This window comes from Allobosea sp. P4_E12, assembly GCF_056401655.1.
Genome location: NZ_JBFUIY010000008.1, coordinates 247,447 through 265,999 on the forward strand (window position 1 = coordinate 247,447; position 18,553 = coordinate 265,999).

Here is an 18,553-nt window from a genome sequence, read left to right on the forward strand (position 1 = left end):
CGTCATGGACCAGATCGTCCGCTATTTCTTCGACTTCTCGCTGATGTCCGCCTATTGGCCGGATATCCTGCGCGGCTTCCTCATCACCATCGAAATGTCGATCCTGACGGTGCTGATCGGCGTGCCGCTCGGCCTCGCCATCGCGATCCTGCGGCTTTACGGCTTCAGGCCGCTGAACGCGCTGATCATCCTCTATATCGATTTCTTTCGCTCGATCCCGCAGCTCGTGCTGATCATGCTGGCCTATTTCGCGCTGCCCTCCTTCGGGTTGATGCTGGGGCCGTTCACCGCCACCGTCCTGGCGCTGGCGATCGTGCTCTCGGCCTTCTCCGAAGAGATCTTCTGGGCCGGCATCAATGCGGTCGCCAAGGGCCAATGGGAAGCCGGGCGCTCGACGGGCCTCGGCTTCAACCAGACGCTGGTCCATATCATCCTGCCGCAGGTCGTGCGTATCTCGATCCCGCCCCTGACCAACCGCGCGATCGGTATCAGCAAGGGCACGACGCTCGGCTCGGTCGTCGCGGTCCCCGAACTGCTCAATGTGACATCGAGCATTCAGTCGAACGTCGCCAATCCGACTGCCCTCACCGTTGGCGCGCTGCTGTTCCTCGCCCTGTTCCTGCCATTCGTGCGCTTCACGCGCTGGCTCGAACGCGCTTACGCTCATCCGAGGTCGTGATGGACGAACTCGTCACGACATTTCTCAATATCGACGTCCTCCGGGAAGTCTGGCCACTGCTCCTGCAGGGCTTCTGGATGACGCTGGCGCTCGCGGCGGTCGCCGTGCCGCTATCCGTCGCCTGCGGTGTCGCCATCGCGATGGCGCAGGATTCGCCCAGCAGGCTGCTGCGGATGCTGCTGGTCGCCTATGTCGACGTCATGCGGGCAATCCCGCCGCTGGTGCTGCTGATCTTCATTTTCTTCGGCCTGCCCTTCCTCGGGCTGAAGCTCAACGAGTTCACCGCGGCCGTGCTCGCACTGACCCTCAACGGGTCAAGCTACTTTGCCGAGATCTTCCGTGCCGGCATCGAGTCCGTGCCGAAGGGTCAGCGCGAAGCGGCGCGCTCCACCGGGCTGACCTGGCGCCAGAGCATGACCTATGTCGTGGTGCCGCAAGGCGCCCGCAATGTGCTGCCCGACCTGATCAGCAACACGGTCGAGCTGGTCAAACAGACCTCGATCGCCTCAGCCGTCGCCCTGCAGGAACTGCTGCGTTCCGCGCAGCTCGCCCAGGGCCTTCTGTACAACCCGACGCCGCTGGTTGCGGTCGCGATCGTTTATTTCCTGATGTTCTGGCCGTTCGTCCGGATGGTGTCGCGCCTGCAGCACAGGGCCGTCGCGCAGGCCGGATGAGCGCCGGCCCGCATCTGGACCAGCGGCGAGGTCATCCGTGTTTGCATCGGCCCTCCCGGACACCGCAACCCATTGTTCGGGCCGATGCATTAGACCGGGAACAGCCGCGTCAGGCGGTTGGGGCTGGTCTCCGCAAGGAGGATATCGCCGTTCGGCGCGAGCCACATGCCATGTGCACCGTTCAGCACCGGACGACAGCGGCCGAGCAGGGTCCCATCGGGGGCCAGCAGGCTGAGCGTGGGAATCGAGTCGCAGACATGGATGCGATCGGCGGCATCGACGACGACATCCTGCGGCCGCAGAAACCCATCCCAGACAGCGAGCAGATCGCCGGTGGCGGTGAAGGCCTGCACGCGGCTGTTCTCGCGATCGGCGACGAACGCAGATGCCATGTGGCGTCAGGAGCGCGCCGGGCGCCCTGCCGACGGAGCCCCAGCTCGACAGATGCCGCCCGGCGCGGTCGAAACGATGCACGAGCGCGTGGCCATAGCCATCCGCCACATAGAATCCTCCGTCCGGGGCAAAGGCGATATCGCTGGGATGATTGAACGGCGCGCCCGGCTGATGCGTCCCGCCGATCTGGCGCCGCACGGCGCCATCCCGGTCGCAGAACAGGATGCGGTGAGCATCACGATCGACAATGGCGATCACGCCATCGGGGCCTGCCGCAATCTTGTGCGCATCGACGCAGAGACCTTCGCCCCAGCTCGCGATCCGGCATCCCTCACGGTCGAGAACCACGACGCAGGGGCCGGGAGCGTCGACCGCGACGTCGGAGCGCAGCAGCACATAGGCGCGACCTTCGGCATCGTTCGTGACGTCGGTGATCTTTCCCGACGTTTGGGACAGATCGCCCCAAGGCCGCTCGACGCCAAAGCTCCGCTCGCCCAACCGGACGCGCAATTCCGTCTTCATCATCCCCTCGAGACTGCGGCGCAGCCGCGCCGGCTTGTGAATGGCGAGCCAGCCGCCAGAACCGGAGAACTGCAATGAGCGATTTCGATCTCGTCATTCGTGGCGGAACGACGGTGACCGCGTCCGACATCTCTGTTTGCGATGTCGGCGTCAAGGATGGGTTGATTGCCGCGATCGGCGCCGGTCTGCCTCGAGGCGACACCGATATCGATGCGAAGGGATTGCTGGTCCTTCCGGGCGGGGTCGACACGCATGTGCATCTCGACCAGCCCTTCTCGTCCGGCGCCGACATCGCCGACGATTTTGCGAGCGGGACAGCGTCAGCTGCGGCGGGCGGCACGACGACGATCGTCTGCCACGCGCCTCAGACGCGCGGCGGGTCGCTTGCCGAGGCGGTTGCGGCCTATGGCGCGAAAGCGAAGCAGGCGCGCATCGATCACGGTTTTCACCTGCTGATCAACGACCCGACGCCCGAGGTGCTCGAGCGGGAACTGCCGGCGCTGGTTGCAGCGGGGCATCGCTCCGTGAAGGTCTTCATGACCTATGAGAGCAATCGCCTCGCCGATGCGCAGATCCTGCAGGTGCTCGCGGCGGCGCGACATGCCGGAGCACTCGTCTGCGTGCATGCCGAACATCACGAACTGATCGGCTGGCTGACGCAGGCGCTGCTGGCGGCAGGGCTGAGCGCACCAAAGCATCTTGCCTGGGCGAAACCCATGGTGGTCGAACGCGAAGCGACCCACCGCATTCTGGCGCTGGCGGAGGCGCTCGACACCCCGGTCCAGGTCTTCCACGTCTCGGGCGCACAGTCCGGGGAGGAGGTGGCGCGCGCCCAGGCTCGCGGCCAGAAGGCCTGGGCGGAGACCTGCACGCAGTATCTCGTGCTCAGCGAATCCGACATGGACCGGCTGGGCTTCGAAGGCGCCAAGTTCATGATCTCGCCGGCGCTGCGGCCACCATCCGATCGCGAGGCGCTCTGGCAGCTCATCCGAGACGGCGTCATCGATATCGTCTCGTCCGATCACTCGCCGCTGCGTTTCGACGATCCGCGCGGCAAGAAGCAGCACGGCGAAACGGCCCCCTTCAACAAGATCCCGAACGGCGTTCCCGGCCTCGCAGCGCGCTTGCCGATTCTCTATTCCGAGGGGGTCGCCAAGGGGCGCATCGATCTGCGCACGTTCGTCTCGCTCGTTGCGACCAATCCGGCGCGCCGTTTCGGGCTTGCCCCGCGCAAGGGTTCCATCGCGATCGGCGCCGATGCCGATATCGTCGTCTTCGATCCGACCAAGCGCATGCGCCTGACCAACGCGCTGCAGCACCATGGCAGCGACTACACGCCCTATGAGGGGCTCGAGGTGCTCGGCTACCCCACTGCGACCTACCAGCGCGGCCAGTTGATCTTCGACGGCACCAATGTGCTTGCGCAGCCCGGAGCCGGACAGCTGATTGCGCGATCGGCCTATGCGGAAATCGCTCCCACCGGACGTTTCCCGACGCCGTTCAATCCATTTGGTTAGGCCCGGTTCTGGCAGACGCGCCGTTGTCTGTACGACAGGGGCCTCGCGATCAATTTCCCCCGCTGACGCCCGCAGCGCGGCGGACATCGTCGACCGCCTGCTTCACGGCCGCGCTCCGGTGAACAACCGTCCTTCCGGCCTCGATGAGCAGCTCGACCTGCTCGCGCGGCAGCGAGAGCCGCGTTTCGACGCGGTTCAGGTGGGACGCGACGTTCTGTTCCAGATCAGCGAATTCAAGGTGTTCGACCTTGAAATCCACCTTACGGCAGTCCCAGCCGTCAGCGCTGCCCCGGATCCGGCGCACGGTTTCCAACGGCAACCCGCAACGATAGCGGACCACCCGCTCCTTCCACCTTTCGACGGCAAAGTTCAAAGCGTCGAGACCATGGCGAGACGATGAGGTCATGCCGGTATCGATTGCCGCTTCGACCAGTGGCGCCAGCCAGGGGCCATTCATCGAAGCCCCCCAATCATCCGTCTGCCCGCGGCCAGCATCGGCAACGATGAACAGGAAATGGCGCAGCTTGACGGCCTGCTCCGCCGATAATGGTCCGTGCGGTGTCTTTGACGCGCTTCTTTCGAGGACGAAACCCGTTATGCCCAGATTGTCCGTCAGCCCGCCATCCATCAGCCGCACAAACTTGATGCCGTCTTCGGCATGATAGGAGTGCAATGCGTTGGCGTAGGCCGTCAGTCGCGTGGATGGGTTGGAGCCGCTCAGCGCCTCCTTCAACCAGGCGGGGCGGCTATAGCCGCAATCCTGTTTGGTGGCAGCCAGCACGACGGGCGCAAAGACGACAGGCACGGCGGCGGAGGCTGCCACCGCATCCGAAATCTTCAGCTTGTCGAGATCACTGCAGAGCGCCGCAAAGGTATCGTAGCTAAATAGAAAAGGCGTCCGATTGTAGATATCCGAAGCGCTGATCCAGACGGACGGTGCGTTCGCCCATTTGAAACGGGTAAAATCTGCCCCATCGAACAGATTATCGTTCAACCAGCGTGCAAAGGTATTTCGGTCATTGACGCCGCCAGCCACTGCCCGGGACAGGCTGAAGGGTGACGCCAGCGATGTTTCCATGCTCGCTTCTGCGTGCTGGAACAAGAAGCGATCATCGAAATCACGGTAATCGTCGCGGCCACGATAGCCGAAATAGGCCGCGGTAATGGCGCCGCCGGAGACCCCGGAAATCATCCGGACATTATCGACCATCGTGCGTCGATAAGGCTTCTCGTCGACGACGATATCGTCAAGCGCACGCAGGACGCCGTAGGAAAAGGCCGAAGCGCGAACGCCGCCTCCCGAGAAGGCGAGGCCAACGACCATCGAGCCGTCATCCCCGCGATCGGGGACGAATTCCGGCGACGGTGGCGGCGTCTTCTCCGCGTGACTATTGACGGGCCCGACATCCGCAGCCGAGCAGCCGCAGAGGATGAGCGTGGCCATCAGCCAGATGGCCTTCACGCCCTTCTCAGCAAGCAGCCTCATTCGCTCTCCGGCACCGTCGCACGATGACTGGTTACGTAACTGACATCCCGGCACATAGCCGATTCGGTCGAACCGCTCGATCAAATTGCAACCAGCAATCAGGTCCTGGCTCGGAATCCCGCCATTGACTGCGCCGGCATCCGACGCAGTTTCGTTCACTCATGAAGGCCGGACCGTCGCCGGTGCGACGGGCCGCCCCGATAGGGGTTGCGGTCTTGGCCCTCACGCACAGCAGCCACCCCAGCGGAGCGGCCGTGTACGAGACCAGATACTGCCAGGCGGCCCGCCCTTTGGCCCGCAGCTGCGCTCAGGCGTGCCCTATGGGCAGGGCCCCGTGAAACGGCGACCGCTCCTGTCCTGGAAGATGCAGTTGTTCGGGGTTGTCGCCCGGCCGACGACCGCACCGGTCACGCCACCAGCGAGGGCACCGATCGCGGCCCCCCGTCCGCCGCCCGCGATCCCACCAATGAGCGCACCGCCGCCAGCGCCAATTGCCGCGCCGCCAAGCGTGCGCTGCGACTGAGACTCAGGGTTGCACCCTGCGAGGAAGAGGCCGAGGCCGATAAAGCCGGCGAACGTGATCGAACGGATCATTATGGGGCTCCTTGTTCAAGAGTGCGCGCGAATGCGAACGCATCAATCTAGGCCAAGCAGCCGAACCTGCCATCGCCCTGCGTCCCAATCTATGTGCATGGCGTTTCTTGCCGCTCTGAACCGAAGGCTGAAAACCGCCGCTTGGCACGCGCCCTACGCGAGCCCGCTGCCCGCACTGGGGTCGCAACCGATTGGCCACGGATCATCGAAGCGGACCAAGCGGTCGGCGGCGCTTCGGGGCGCGGCCGGCCGATAGGCGGATGCATCCGTCGTGAAGTGGGCGTGGCCCCATCCGGCAAGCTGCTTCCTGATGATCGCAACGAGCCGCCGGTCCGCCACGGCTACCAGCCCCGGAATATCAACTTCGACTTAATCGGCCCGCCCAACAGGATTTGAACCTGCGCCCTCTCCAGTTCGGCCTTCGATCAAACGCCTGTTACCGAGCGTCCGGCAATCAGCTATCCACCATCCACGGATTGCGCCCGTAGCTCAGCTGGAAAGAGCGTTGCCCTCCGAAGCTGGATTTGAGTTTGCCGAGCGCTAGATAAATCCCTTAATTTCCAAAAGCTTCGCCTCAAAAATCCGACGCGAGTCGTGATCATGACCGCCGTCGGCACGACCACGGCACGCTCGGCTTATGGCCGCTGCTCAGCTTTGTTCTCCCGCGCGCAGGACGTGCTTCCAATGAGCCACCAGAGACACTGTCTTCGTCATCGACGGGAGCCCTTCTAAAGCGACGATTGCTGCCGATGCCCCCCGCTGTGCAGCGTCATCTCTCTAGTCCGCCTGCCGCAGATAAATGGTCAACGAGCCGCCCCGTTCGTTTATATCACCCCGCCCGAATGCCCGAGGACTTCAGGCGCGGCCGACCGTCCTTGAATGATATCCTGTCCTCGAATCAACGAAGCAGGCGCGAGGAGTCTCTACCTTGAACAGCATTCCCGGCGGACGCTTTGTCGTGCTCGACTTCGAGACGACCGGCCTCAGCCCAGCCTTGGGGGCTCGTGTGATTGAAGTATCAGCCCGCGAAGTGCTGGATGGTCGAGCGGGCCACGAGTTACTCACCTTTGTCGACCCAGGCGTTCGCGTGCCCCAGGAGATCACTCAGATCACCGGAATAACCACTGCGATGCTGATCGGAGCACCGACCTCGGCCATAGCCATGCGTCAGCTGGCGTCCTTCATTGGATCGTCGCCCGTCGTTTGCCACAACGCGGGCTTCGATCGAAAATTCTACGAGCATGAGGCGAGCGAATTCCTTGAGGGGCGGCCCGTTCGCACTCTTTGCACTCTGCTGTTGGCTCGGCGCATGTTTCCGGGCCGGAAGAGTTATCGATTGGGCGGCCTCATCGAAGAGATGGGCATTTCGTTCCCTGGACGGCTCCATCGAGCGAGTGCAGATACGTTCGTGACCGCGCACCTATTCGATCGCATCTGCGCAGACGCACGCTCTCTTTGTCGCGCCGAGCATTTCGATGACGACGTGCTGCACCGGCTGCAGCGTGTCCCGGCTGCGCGAGCGCGTGACTGGCTGGCGGCGTTAGGTAGCCCTGACGCAAAATCGCACCGCAAATTTGGATTAGCCGGTGCTGTCGCGCAGAACATCAGCTCGGTGAACTAACCCAAAATGAGTTGTTGCTTCTGAACCATCGTCGGCTTCGATTCCGCATGGACAGAAAGGACGACATCCCCTGGTACTGTCTGGGCCATTCAATCCGACGCAGGGGCCGGCACTCCTCGTCCGATCCACAGTTGGCGAGTTTTGACCAGGCGCCGGGGTTCATTGCCGCTTAGAGGGCGTGCTGCGAAATCTGCTTCGCCGCGCTCGACCAGCCCACGATCGTGCCCAACCTGACCAGTATTCGGCCGTAGATCGAGGCGCCTCGTCGTTGATCTCCGGCTGGGCGGTGGCGTTCAGCGTGCCGCTCGCTCGAAGATCGGCATGTTCGACGATGCTGCCACGTCCGTCCGCACTGGCAGGTATAGCCTAGGTTGGTCGGGCCGCGATCAGGTCTGCCATGCGCTCGGCCATCATGATCACCGGCAGGTTCAGGTTCGCGCGTGGCGCGGTGGGCATGATCGAGGCATCGACGACGCTGAGGCCGCCCACGCCATGCACCCGCCCCGTGGCGCCGTCCACGACCGCGTCGGGGTCGACCGCAGCGCCCATGCGGCAGGTTCCGCAGCAGTGCCATTGGCCGAAGGCATGTGCCTTGACGTAGGCCTCGAGGATGTTGGGCTCGTTCAGCAGCGATTGCAAGCTGATGCCGCTTGAGACGGCGCGCTGGAAGAACAGCTTTCGCAGCGGCGGCAGAGCATCGATGGCGAGCGCAATCGGCGCGGTGATCAGGTAGTTGCGCACGGTCTGGCGGCCCAGCGACTTGGCAAAGCCGCTATAGCTCGAGGCGCCCGGCATCTCGACGAGATCGGCAAGGGGCCGCGTGGCAAAGAGCCTTGCAATAAGGTGGACAGCCGCGCCCATGCGCTGGAGATCGCGATGGTCGGAGAGATAATTGAAGTCCGCTGTCGGCTCCTTGCGCGGATCCGACGATGCCAGCCGCACCTCGCCGCGCGAATGAGCCTTATTGATCCAGGAGATGATTGTGCCGATCCGCGGTCCCAGCGGATGCCAGGCGGATTTGGCGGCGACCATCAGGAACATGTCGGACGGCCCGCACTCCTCGACGCCGGAACTGTAGCGCATGCCGACATGGATATGGCGGCGCGTCGAGTTGCCGAGCCGCGCCGCTGGCTTGATGTAGCCCGAGAGCGAGATGCCGGGGTGCTCCTGCAGATTGGCGCCCACGCCCTGCAGATTGGCCCGGACCTCGATGCCGAGCGAGCGCAGATGCCCGCCTGGGCCGATGCCGGAGCGCATCAGCAGGGCCGGCGAGTGCATGCTGCCGGAGGACACCACGACCTCGCGGGCCGCCAGCCTTTCCTGGCCCTTGCCCCTTGCGATGTCGACGCCGACGACCTGATTGCCCTCCATCGCCAGAGTGAGCACCTGAGTGTTGGTCATGATCGTGAGATTGGGCCGTCGCCGGGTCGCGGCGTCGAGATAGGCCATGGCGGTCGACACGCGATGCTGCCCGTTGTTTGACAGCGTTATAGCAAAATGCCCGTCGCCGAAGGCACCGTTCTGGTCCTTGATGTCTGGTAAACCCTGCGCTTCCATGGCGGCCTCGGCGGCAATGGAGAAGGCCGGCCAGCGCTCATGCGGGATGCGGTGGATCGGGATCGGCCCGCTCTTGCCGTGCAGCGGTCCCGAATAGTCCAGATCCGTCTCAGCCTTGATGAAATAGGGTAGCACGGCGTCCCAGTCCCAGCCCTCGGCGCCGGCCTGACCCCATTCGTTGTAGTCGTCGGGCGTGCCGCGATTGGCGATCTGGCCGTTGATGCTGGAGCCACCGCCGATCAGCATCGGTTGCTCGTAGCGCTTTGCGGGCGGACGGTTGGCCACATTGTGAAGATGCGGCTGAGTCTGCACCAGCAGGTCCGGCCAGTGGTTCTGCGGGTCGAACGCGGCCTTGCCGGGATAAGTGTCGAGGATCGCCGCACCTTCCTCCCCGGGCTTGAGGTCGCGCCCGGCCTCGATCAGCAGGACCTTTCTCGATAGGTCGGCGGAGAGGCGATTGGCCAGGACGCAGCCGGCCGAACCGCCGCCCACGATGATGATATCCCACATGGTGAGGCTCACGATGCTTGCAGAGGCAGGGAAAGGCGGATCAGGCGGAGAGGCCGAGGGCAGCGAAGGCAGCCGCCCCGGCCTCGGCCACCTGCTGGTCCTGAGCGGTCGAGCCAGAGCTGACGCCGATCGCGCCGACCACCTGTGTCCCGGCTCGCAGCGGCATGCCGCCGGCGAGCGTGGTAAAGCGGCCGCCATGCATGTTCTGGATGCCGAAGCCGGGTTCACCCGGTAGGGTCTTGGGCCCGATCGCCCGGGTCTCGACCAGGGTGCCGGCCGCAGTGAAGGCCTTTGCCAGCGCGATCTCGATCGAGGTGAATTTCGCCCCGTCCATTCGGCGGAAGGCCACCAGGTGGCCAGCGGCATCGACGATCGCGATGTTCTGCGGCACGCCGATCTGCGCCGCTTCCCTGGCTGCGGCAGTGATGACGGCCTCAGCCTCGTCGCAGCCGATATTGGAGATGGTATGCATGTCTCAGCCCTTGACCGAACCCTTGGTCAGGCCGGACACGATGAGGCGGCTGAGCAGGGCGAATGCGATGAGGATGGGGAGAATGGCGAGCGTCGCGGAGGCTGTCAGAGGACCCCATTCGCGCCCGAAATAGCCGATGAAATTGTAGATCGCCGGCTGGATCGGCCGCAGGTCCGGCGTGTCGATCATCACCGAGCCGGCCACGAATTCGTTCCAGCAGGCGACGAAGGTCAGCACCCCGGCCGCGCCCAGTGCGGGCCGCGTCAGGGGCAGCATCACGCGCGTCAGGATCTGGAAATGCGTGGCGCCGTCTATGATCGCGGCCTCATCGAGTTCGCGCGGGATGGCTTCCAGCGAGCCCTTGATGATCCAAATCGCCATCGGCAGCTGGTAGGCGGTGTAGATCACCGGCAGCGTGAACCAGGAATTGGTCAGGCCCAGCCGGGTGAAATACAGATAGTTCGGGATCAGCAGGGCGGCCGCGCCGAGCGACAGCGGAATGCTGGCGACGACGAGCATGAACAGCGCCCGGCGCAGTGGGAAATCGAAGCGGTCGAAGGCATAGGCGGCAGGCAGCGCGAGCAGCAGCACGCTCGCCACCGTGACCACGCAATAGAACACGCTCATACGCATATTGCCGAGAAAGCCGCTGTCGACGACGCGCTGGTAGTTCTCGGCCGTCGGTATGAAATCAAACAGCACCGGAGGCGTCCTGAACAGGTCCGGTTGCGACTTGAGCGAGGTGAGCACGCCCCAGAACAGGGGCAGCAAATTGAGGCCGGCCAGCACCAGGAAGAGGGCGGCGATGACGAAGCCGAGCGGGCCGGGCAGGATCGCGCGGGCTCCGACCGGCTGGGCATTCTGCGCTGGGACGGGCCTGGGATGAGCGGCGGAAGAGGCAGCGCTCATCACGTCTTCCACTTCGCGAGCCTGACATAGGCCAGGACGAGCAGGATATTGCCGGCAAACATCACCAGGGCGAGCGCCGTGGCCGAGCCGAGGTCAAAACTCACGAAGGCGCGGTCGAACACCTCGATCGGCAGGATTCGTGTCGCATCGCCCGGTCCGCCGCCGGTCAGGACGAGCGGTGTCTCGACGGTATTGAGGTTGGACAGGGTCAGCACGATCGTGACCAGCAACAGCGGAGTCTTCAAGAGCGGCAGCACGATCAGCCAGAAGATCTGCCAAGGATTGGCGCCATCGATCTTGGCGGCTTCCTCGTAATCGTCGGGAATGCCCTTGAGCCCCGCGAGCAGGATGATCACGGCATAGCCAACCCGCTTCCACACCGAGACGCCAATCAGCAAGGCCATGGCGCTGCCGGGGCTGTTGAGGAGCTGCACGTCGGGGATGCCCGCCATCCGGATCAGCGATCCCACCAGCCCGATATCGCTGACGAAGACCCAGCGGAACAGCAGCGTCGCCACCACCGTCGAGATGATCCAGGGGAGGATGACGATCATCTGGACGACGAAGCCGAGCCGCTGGCCGAGTCGGTTGATCCAGACGGCGAGAGCAAGCGCGATGACCAGTGTCAGCGCGACGGCGGCGCAGGTGAACAGCGCGCTGCGCTCGAACGTGGCGGCGAGCACTGGATCGTCGAGCAGCCGTGCATAGTTTTCCAGGCCCGCGAAATCCGTCGGCGCGCCATACTGGATGCGGAACAGGCTGAACCAGAAGCCGTAGAGGACCGGCGAGAACAGCACCAGCATGAGCAGGGCCATCGCAGGCAGCACGTAATTGACGCCGGCGAGGCGCGAATACATCGTCATCGAGAGCGATCCCTGATCGAAGGCGGAGCCGGATTCGACTCCGCCTGGCTCACGTCAGCGATTGTTCTGACGGTTGAAGCGGGTTTCTGCCTCTTCGAGGGCCGCCTTGACGGCGACGCCTTCGACGATGATGCGTTGCGTCGCCTTGTTCAGCGCCTGCCGGTAGCCGCCGACATTGAACTCAATCGGAGTGAGCCAGCCATATTTGCTCGCCCCCTCGGCGGCGACGCGGATATAGCCGTTGCCCGGCTGGTCGACGAAGGGGGCGACCGCCTTCGCCGTTGATGCCATCAGGGGCGACTGCCCGCCGACGGTGACCCAGATCTTCTCGGCTTCCGCGCCCAACAGGTAGTCTACGAACTTGCCGGCCTCCTCCTTCTGCGTGCCCTTTGACCAGACGCCGACGGCCCAACCGGCCATGACAGCCGGCGAATGGGCGGACTTGCCGTTGCCCGGCCAAAGCATCAGGCCGACATTCTCCTTGCCGAGCTTGGCCTGCAACGTCGAGACGCGCACGCTCGGGCCCTGGATCATGGCGACGCGGTCGGAGGAGAACTGTTCGAAGAGGTCGTCGACCGTCCAGGTCGCCGATTGGGGCGGCGAGACATTGTATTTCTTGACCAGGTCGGTCGCGAAGGTCATGGCGGCGACGCCCGCGGGGCTGGCGAAATTGGCTTTTCCGTCCGGCTTGAACAGCGTCTCGCCCTCTCCGAGAAGATAGGGGATCATCATGTGCGGGTCGGCCTGCTGCTCGCTGAAGCCCTGGGCATAGCCATAGCGCGTCACCTGGCCTCCGGCGTTCTTCACCGTCAGCTTCTCGGCGGCGGCGCGGAAGTCATCCCAGGTCTTGATCGAAGCCGGGTCAATGCCGGCAGCCTTCATCAGATCCGCGCGGTAGACGATCGAGATGTAGTTCGGCGAGGCGAACAAGGCATATTGTTTGTCGCCCTTCTTGGTCAGGTCCCAATAGGCGCTGGCATGGTCCTTGACCTGGTCTGCCGGCCATTTTTTGATGAACAGCTCGTTGAGGTCGGCCAGCGATCCGGAGCCGATCGCGTCGCCAAGGAAATCGGTCACCACCCAACTGATGTCGGGCGCGTTGCCGGCGCGATGGGCCGCCAGGAACTTCGGTGTCATCTGATCCCAGACCTGCGTCTCCACGACGATCTTCGTGCCGGGATTGGCGGCCTCGTAATTCTTGATGATCTGCGCCAGGGCCACCTCGCGCGGCGTCGTCCCTGTGGCGCTCAGGAACGTCCACATTCGGATCGTCTTGGTCTGCGCCAAGACCGGAGCCTGTGGAACAAGCGCGCCTGCAGCCACGAAACCGAGCGCCGCCAGGCCATTTAGAACGTGACGTCTCTTCATGTTCATTTCCTCCCCATGAAAAAGCGGCCGATTAGGTTCGGCTCTGTGCGAGTTCTTCGATCAGATTGCGGGCCTTGAGATCAGCCAGCGCGTCCTTGAGCGAGCGGCCCAGATGGGCGCGCACCGCCTTCGCGTAGTCGTTGGGATTGCGGTCGCGCAGCGCTTTGATGATGGCGCGGTGCTCGACGGCTTCCGAGGCATGGCGCGTGCGCCAGGATTCGATGCCGCGCTGGATCCAGGCGTTCAGCACCTGCATCTGGATTCCGCGATAGGTCGAGAGCAGCAGGTCGTTGCCGCTGAACTCGACGATCTTGTGATGGAAGCTCGCGTTCTGCTCATGTCGATTCTTGTGCGAGATCTCCTGCGGATCGACTTCGAGGCGGCGCTGGACCTCCTCGATCGCGTCGACAGCCGTGATGTCGAGGCTGCCTTCGTTCAGGCGTCCGATCATCAGTTCGCCGGCCATCAGCTCGATTGCGAGCCGCACCTGCCAGAGGTCGAGAACCTGCTTCGCGTCGGGGTCGCGGATGTGATAGCCGCGCCGCTGGATGACCTCGATGAAGCCCTCCGCCGCCAGTCGCATCAGGGCCTCGCGCACCGGAGTCAGGCTGACATTGAAATGCTCGGCGAGCTTTTCCGGATAGAGCCGCGTGCCCCGCTCGAAGTAGCCGAAGACGATCATGTCGAGCAGCGTGCGCCGCAAGGTCTCGGCGAGCGTCTCGCCGGGCTTGCCGACGAGTTCGCCCATGTCTCCGGGGCTACGCACTGATATGGATGACATCGCCCCGCTCCGCGTTGGTCTCGAGGCCGTTCACGACGTAACGGGCAAGGCGTGCTAGATCCGGCTCGCCCCCGTGACCCGGGAAATCCTGAGCGACGAGTTGCCCGGCTTCCGTGACGAGTGGGCGCACCGCCATGTTGTCGCGCAGCGGGTTCAGCAGCCGGTTTGCCTCATAGCCATGGACGGCTGGCGCCGCCCGGCAGGTATGCACTGCCGCCGAGACGGCGACGCAGCTGCCGACGCCATGCGGTGCCATCAGGATGCCGGAGCGCGCACAGAGCGCGCCGATCGCCATCAGACCCGACACGCCACCCGCGCGTGAAATATTTGGCTGCAGGAAATCGACCGCATCGGCAGCGACCAGTTTGGCGTGAGCGGCGAGCGTAAAATCGTTCTCGCCCGCTGCTACCGGCACGGGCGAAGCCCTGCGCACCTCGGCGAGGGCCTGGGGATCATCAGGCGGCACCGGCTCCTCGAACCAGCCGATATTGTAGGGAGCGAGCGCCTTGGCGACCGCGATCGCCGTAGGCACGTCATAGGCGCAATTCGCATCGAGATAGAGCGCCTTATCAGACCCCATTTCGCCGCGCACGGCAGCGATATGATCGATATCGATCGCGAGGCCGCGGCCGACCTTGAGCTTGATGGCGGTGTAGCCCTGATCGAGATAGGCCCGCGCGGCGCGCGCCGACTTGTCGGGATGATCCTGGAAGCCGACGGGGCTGACATAGGTCGCGACCGGGCCCGGCGAGCCGCCCAGCAGCGTCGCGAGCGGCAGGCCGGCGGCCCGCGCCTTGAGATCCCACAAGGCGATGTCGACGCCGCTCAGAGCTTCGATGGCGGGTCCGCGCGTGCTGCCCATCGCCGTGAAATAGCGCTCGAGGTCCCCGAGCATCTCGTTGGGATCGCCGATCTCGGCGCCGATCAGCACCGGCGCGATGACACCGTTGATGATCGCAGTCGCCGCGCCGGCATGGGGCAGGCCAAAAGCCTCGCCATAGCCGATGGCGCCGTCATTGCTCTCGACGATGACCAGCGTCGAAACCTGGCCGGTGCGGGGAATCCGCCGAAAGTGAGCGGCCGGAGCGAGCAGTTCTGCGGGCACCTTCTCGATGCCGCCGAACACATCCGCGAACCGTGCTTCGAGCTGGATCGCCTTGAGTCGAGAAATCTTCAACGTCGCGCCTCCGATATTATAAATTATAATTTATTTTTTTTGGCGCGCCGTCAAGATGGAGTGGCCGACAAGATCGTCGCCTGCGACATGAAACTTGGCCAGGGAGCGTGCCCTCTCGTTTAGTGAGCGGCCGAGCGTATCGTCCATACGCTTCGCGCCTGGGCACTCCGGCCGATGAAGCGCATTTCGTTGGCGCGGATGAAAAGGGCTGATTTGGAGAGTGACTGGCACTCACGTCTTTTCGACAATCCGGGGAAGCAAGTCCTAAGCGCTCGCGGCATCACGGCCGCTGGGCTGGCGCCCTGCTCGATGCGCCGGATGACGGAATCATTCCAGCGGCGCCTAAGAGAGCATTGCCGACGCAGGGCAGCGGCAAGAGCTAGCCCATGGCCTTCTCCGCCGAAGGTGCGCCGCGCCTCTGCGCATGTCTGGCAACAGGCGATGAGCGGCGGCTTCGCGAGGGCGGCTTAAAATCCAGCCCCAACCGCGGCCACCCGACACGATACGAACTGGAGAGCTCTGCCAACCGGCCTTCGCCGCCTCGATCAAACGCCTGTTGCCGAGCGTCCGGCAATCAGCTATCCACCATCCACGGATTGCGCCCGTAGCTCAGCTGGATAGAGCGTTGCCCTCCGAAGGCAAAGGTCACACGTTCGAATCGTGTCGGGCGCGCCATTTTAAGATAGCCTTTGTTTTCAAGGGCTTATGCTTTGGAATCCCCTCCTCAGAGACCATCAGAATCCCTGTCTGTCGCAGCATTTGTCACAGCTGTCACAGGGTGCTTATGGCTACGATCCGCAAGAGAGGTTCCAGTTGGCAAGCTCAGGTTAGGCGCGAGGGCAGCCCTCCCGTCTCCAAGAGTTTCACCACGAAGGCTGCTGCGTCCGCATGGGCGAGAGGCCTTGAGGCTCAGATAGACACAGCCCACCTATCACCTTCGATCCGTGATCTCCGCACGATAATCGTTGCGCACCTCCTTGAGCGATATGACGAGGAGGTCAGCCCTTCCAAGCGTGGTGCTCGCTACGAGAGGGCGCGTATCAAGTTCATGCTCACGCACAAGGTCGCTGAGGAGCGCCTAGGAGGAGTCTCAGGGGTTTCCGTGGCCCGCACAGGGCAAGCCTGCCACCGTGCGCCGCGAGCTTGTCATTCTGCGGCATGTGTTCGAGTTCGCCATCAAGGAGTGGAGCATTCCGCTCCCTAGCAATCCCGTGCGAGCCATCAAGATACCCAAGGACTCTGAGGCCAGAGACAGAAGGCTTCATGAGGGCGAACTGGCCAAGCTGTTCGGCGCGATAGGCCCAAGGACCGCATGGTATCTAAAGCCCTTCATCGTCCTCGCCATCGAGACAGGCATGACGCGCGGAGGGCTTGTGTCTCTCCAGGGGGCTCATGTGGACCTCATGAAGCACACATTGGTGTAGCCATGATGCTCTTCATCACAGCGTCGGACTGGTCCGGCTTCATGAGAACGGTGACGATATAGTGAAAGATGAAGGAGGGAGCGAACGACGCGCCGCAGATCAAAATAGACTTGCCTATCTTCTGAAGGAGGCCGTCAGGACGGCTGCAATGAACGAATAGACCGGATGCTCAAGTCTCAGCAGATTCGCCAGCGCAAAGGCGAGCGTGCCTGCGAGGACGACTCGCAGGGCGAGCAGAATTCCGGCGAGCTCCGTTTGATGTTTCACGTCGCCTGAAACGCCTCATCTGGTCGGCAGACTAGCCGGTAGCACGTCGACACGCCACGAGACCGCGGCCGATCGAGCCGATTGCACCCCCGGAACCGTCACCACCATCGAGGCGCGACCGTACCTGCCGTTTGACGGCTCGTTCCAAGCCAGGGTTTGACTGACCTGCAGGCTTTGACGTCCAGATACAGCAAGGCGTACGGTGATGATCGATGGCCGAGACATGATCGCGGCGCCATACCGTGTCCACATCCGCCGCGCCAACCAAGCTTTACCAGTCGAGTAGCCGGGAGGCCGTCACAGTCCGGCTTGATGCGGTGCCCGTCCCATGGCTCCACTGGACGCGCAGCACAGCGGAGAACCTGAATAGGGTGCCATGACAATTTGAGGGCTCAGCAATGAAGGATGCGATCGGAGACGACGGTGAACGGCATCCCGTTCAGCCGGGTGGACAGGGCGACGATGCGTGCTTTGCTCTTTCCGGAGAGCTGCCTCCCGCGCAGAAGCGCCCAAACCTGTGCATCGTCAGCCCCCACCATATCGAGCCGGCTTGAATGTCCGCGGCCATCAATACGTTCCTGGTTGTGCTCGCAGCCATCTTTCCCGTGGTCAATCCGCCGGGGTCAGCACTCGTTTTCCTAGGATTGACACGCGGCGCAGTGCCCGACACCCGGCGCATCCTCGCGCGGCGTATCGCGGTGAATTCGCTCTTCGTCCTGATGGGAGCGTTCCTTTTGGGCGCGCTCATCCTGCAGTTTTACGGAATTTCGATCCCCATCCTGCGCGTGGCGGGCGGGCTGATCGTAGCGGTATCCGGATGGAAGCTGCTCAACGAAGGCAGCCAGAAGGATTTCGACGCGCATGCGGACGATGTGTCGCGCGCCAACCTCCTGACGCAGGCCTTCTATCCGCTGACCCTGCCACTGACCACCGGTCCTGGCACGATCGCTGTCACGATCAGTATCGGCCTTTCACGCGCAACGTTCACGGCGTCCTCTGGCGCGGTCGTTTTCGTTCTCGCCAGCCTCCTTGCCATCGCCGTAATCGCCCTGAGCATCTGGCTCTGCTTTACCTATGCCGTTCGCGTGCAAAAGCTTCTCGGGCAAGGCGGCACCGAAATCGCTGTTCGCCTTTCGGCGTTCATTCTGTTCTGCCTGGGCGTACAGATCCTGTGGTCAGGAGCGAGCGAATTGCTGAGCTCTCTCCTGCATGGACCGGTCGGCGCAGCCTCAGCCATGGCGACCTGATTCCAGGAGATGCCTGAGGCGAACGAACGGCATCTCCTCGCGCGCCGGTAGCAAACCGTACCGGCGATGAATGGCACTTCCCTGTCACGAGCCTGAGGACCATCACTGGAAGCAGGGGGCCGGAGCGCAGTGTTCTCCCACGCGACCTCGGCGTTCAAGCTCCACGACCGCCGTTCTGACGTGAGATCGCCAACTTGCCGGCCCCGTGTTTTTCTCGGATACTATTATCGCATGAAATGAGTTGAAAGATCGCGCGATGAGAGCTGCTCTGGTTGTTTCCAGCCTTATTCTATTGACCAGTGTTGCAGGCTGCACGCCGCGCGAGGAATTTGCCTCACCCGCCGTTGTATCCACCGCAGCGCCCCGTGCCTCGGCCGAGCGCAGCTATCTCGACGTGGGCCCCGCTCCCGGCCGAGGCGGCCCGGCCTATCTCCAGGCGAACACGGCAAGCGGACCACGGCAAACGGACTTCTTTGGCAACGACGTGCTGCC

General features: G+C 63.6%; 16 protein-coding genes, 1 tRNA gene and 1 pseudogene. 6 read left to right on the forward strand and 12 right to left on the reverse strand.

The genetic code is table 11. From position 1 onward, the window contains the following. The first annotated feature begins 4 nt into the window (after positions 1-4). Together AC1DW9_RS13110 and AC1DW9_RS13115 are read left to right on the forward strand one after the other, a co-directional pair. Positions 5-679 (forward strand): amino acid ABC transporter permease, encoded by a 675-nt coding sequence (locus tag AC1DW9_RS13110; RefSeq protein WP_441490688.1) that lies wholly within the window; start codon positions 5-7, stop codon positions 677-679. Continuing rightward, positions 679-1,353 carry an amino acid ABC transporter permease gene (locus tag AC1DW9_RS13115; protein ID WP_441490687.1) on the forward strand — a complete coding sequence of 225 codons (675 nt, stop codon included), beginning with the start codon at positions 679-681 and terminating at the stop codon, positions 1,351-1,353. Before AC1DW9_RS13110 ends, AC1DW9_RS13115 begins: the two co-directional genes overlap by 1 nt. A gap of 89 nt (positions 1,354-1,442) precedes the next feature. On the opposite strand, the gene AC1DW9_RS13120 is transcribed toward AC1DW9_RS13115, so the two are convergent. Together AC1DW9_RS13120 and AC1DW9_RS13125 are read right to left on the reverse strand one after the other, a co-directional pair. Then, the gene (locus AC1DW9_RS13120) at positions 1,443-1,745 is read right to left on the reverse strand and encodes a hypothetical protein (protein WP_476775132.1); all 303 of its coding nucleotides are present in this window, start codon (positions 1,743-1,745) and stop codon (positions 1,443-1,445) included. Positions 1,746-1,854: 109 nt separating this feature from the next. Next, positions 1,855-2,271: pseudogene (locus tag AC1DW9_RS13125) on the reverse strand (NHL repeat-containing protein); the annotation flags it as partial. Positions 2,272-2,342: 71 nt separating this feature from the next. Between AC1DW9_RS13125 and hydA the strand changes: the two are divergent. Then, entirely contained in the window at positions 2,343-3,785 is a 1,443-nt protein-coding gene (gene hydA, locus AC1DW9_RS13130; RefSeq protein WP_476775039.1) for a dihydropyrimidinase, read from the forward strand. A gap of 49 nt (positions 3,786-3,834) precedes the next feature. Here hydA and AC1DW9_RS13135 read toward each other — a convergent pair whose 3' ends face one another. Further along, on the reverse strand, positions 3,835-5,271 hold the full coding sequence (locus AC1DW9_RS13135) for a patatin-like phospholipase family protein (RefSeq protein ID WP_441504881.1): 1,437 nt from the start codon (positions 5,269-5,271) through the stop codon (positions 3,835-3,837). A gap of 318 nt (positions 5,272-5,589) precedes the next feature. Beyond that, on the reverse strand, positions 5,590-5,865 hold the full coding sequence (locus tag AC1DW9_RS13140) for a YMGG-like glycine zipper-containing protein (RefSeq protein ID WP_441490683.1): 276 nt from the start codon (positions 5,863-5,865) through the stop codon (positions 5,590-5,592). Between the two features lie 928 nt (positions 5,866-6,793). Between AC1DW9_RS13140 and AC1DW9_RS13145 the strand changes: the two genes are divergently transcribed. Then, complete coding sequence (locus AC1DW9_RS13145) at positions 6,794-7,486, forward strand: 3'-5' exonuclease (protein ID WP_476767637.1); 693 nt, start codon at positions 6,794-6,796, stop codon at positions 7,484-7,486. 366 nt (positions 7,487-7,852) lie between these two features. Here AC1DW9_RS13145 and AC1DW9_RS13150 read toward each other — a convergent pair whose 3' ends face one another. The 7 genes from AC1DW9_RS13150 to AC1DW9_RS13180 are packed head-to-tail and all read right to left on the reverse strand — an operon-like array spanning position 7,853 to position 15,123. Further along, positions 7,853-9,553 carry a GMC family oxidoreductase gene (locus AC1DW9_RS13150; RefSeq protein ID WP_476775040.1) on the reverse strand — a complete coding sequence of 567 codons (1,701 nt, stop codon included), beginning with the start codon at positions 9,551-9,553 and terminating at the stop codon, positions 7,853-7,855. A gap of 40 nt (positions 9,554-9,593) precedes the next feature. After that, positions 9,594-10,025: a GlcG/HbpS family heme-binding protein gene (locus tag AC1DW9_RS13155; protein WP_441490679.1), complete on the reverse strand. Its 432-nt coding sequence runs from the start codon at positions 10,023-10,025 to the stop codon at positions 9,594-9,596. Positions 10,026-10,028: 3 nt separating this feature from the next. Then, entirely contained in the window at positions 10,029-10,934 is a 906-nt protein-coding gene (locus AC1DW9_RS13160) for a carbohydrate ABC transporter permease (RefSeq protein ID WP_476767638.1), read from the reverse strand. Continuing rightward, positions 10,934-11,797, reverse strand: coding sequence for a carbohydrate ABC transporter permease (locus AC1DW9_RS13165; RefSeq protein WP_476775041.1), 864 nt, complete (start codon positions 11,795-11,797; stop codon positions 10,934-10,936). Before AC1DW9_RS13165 ends, AC1DW9_RS13160 begins: the two co-directional genes overlap by 1 nt. A 54-nt stretch (positions 11,798-11,851) precedes the next feature. Continuing rightward, on the reverse strand, positions 11,852-13,165 hold the full coding sequence (locus AC1DW9_RS13170) for an ABC transporter substrate-binding protein (RefSeq protein WP_476775042.1): 1,314 nt from the start codon (positions 13,163-13,165) through the stop codon (positions 11,852-11,854). A gap of 31 nt (positions 13,166-13,196) precedes the next feature. Then, positions 13,197-13,946: a GntR family transcriptional regulator gene (locus tag AC1DW9_RS13175; RefSeq protein WP_441504887.1), complete on the reverse strand. Its 750-nt coding sequence runs from the start codon at positions 13,944-13,946 to the stop codon at positions 13,197-13,199. Continuing rightward, positions 13,924-15,123 carry a mandelate racemase/muconate lactonizing enzyme family protein gene (locus AC1DW9_RS13180; RefSeq protein ID WP_441504888.1) on the reverse strand — a complete coding sequence of 400 codons (1,200 nt, stop codon included), beginning with the start codon at positions 15,121-15,123 and terminating at the stop codon, positions 13,924-13,926. Before AC1DW9_RS13180 ends, AC1DW9_RS13175 begins: the two co-directional genes overlap by 23 nt. Before the next feature lie 598 nt (positions 15,124-15,721). On the opposite strand from AC1DW9_RS13180, the gene AC1DW9_RS13185 reads away from it, so the two are divergent. Next, positions 15,722-15,798: transfer RNA gene (locus AC1DW9_RS13185), tRNA-Arg, on the forward strand. An 863-nt stretch (positions 15,799-16,661) separates the two neighbouring features. Here AC1DW9_RS13185 and AC1DW9_RS13190 read toward each other — a convergent pair. Further along, positions 16,662-16,814, reverse strand: a complete 153-nt coding sequence (locus AC1DW9_RS13190; protein ID WP_476775043.1) for a hypothetical protein — start codon at positions 16,812-16,814, stop codon at positions 16,662-16,664. Positions 16,815-17,368: 554 nt separating this feature from the next. Here AC1DW9_RS13190 and AC1DW9_RS13195 point away from each other — a divergent pair. Further along, positions 17,369-18,061 carry a MarC family protein gene (locus AC1DW9_RS13195; RefSeq protein WP_441504890.1) on the forward strand — a complete coding sequence of 231 codons (693 nt, stop codon included), beginning with the start codon at positions 17,369-17,371 and terminating at the stop codon, positions 18,059-18,061. Positions 18,062-18,553 lie beyond the last annotated feature (492 nt).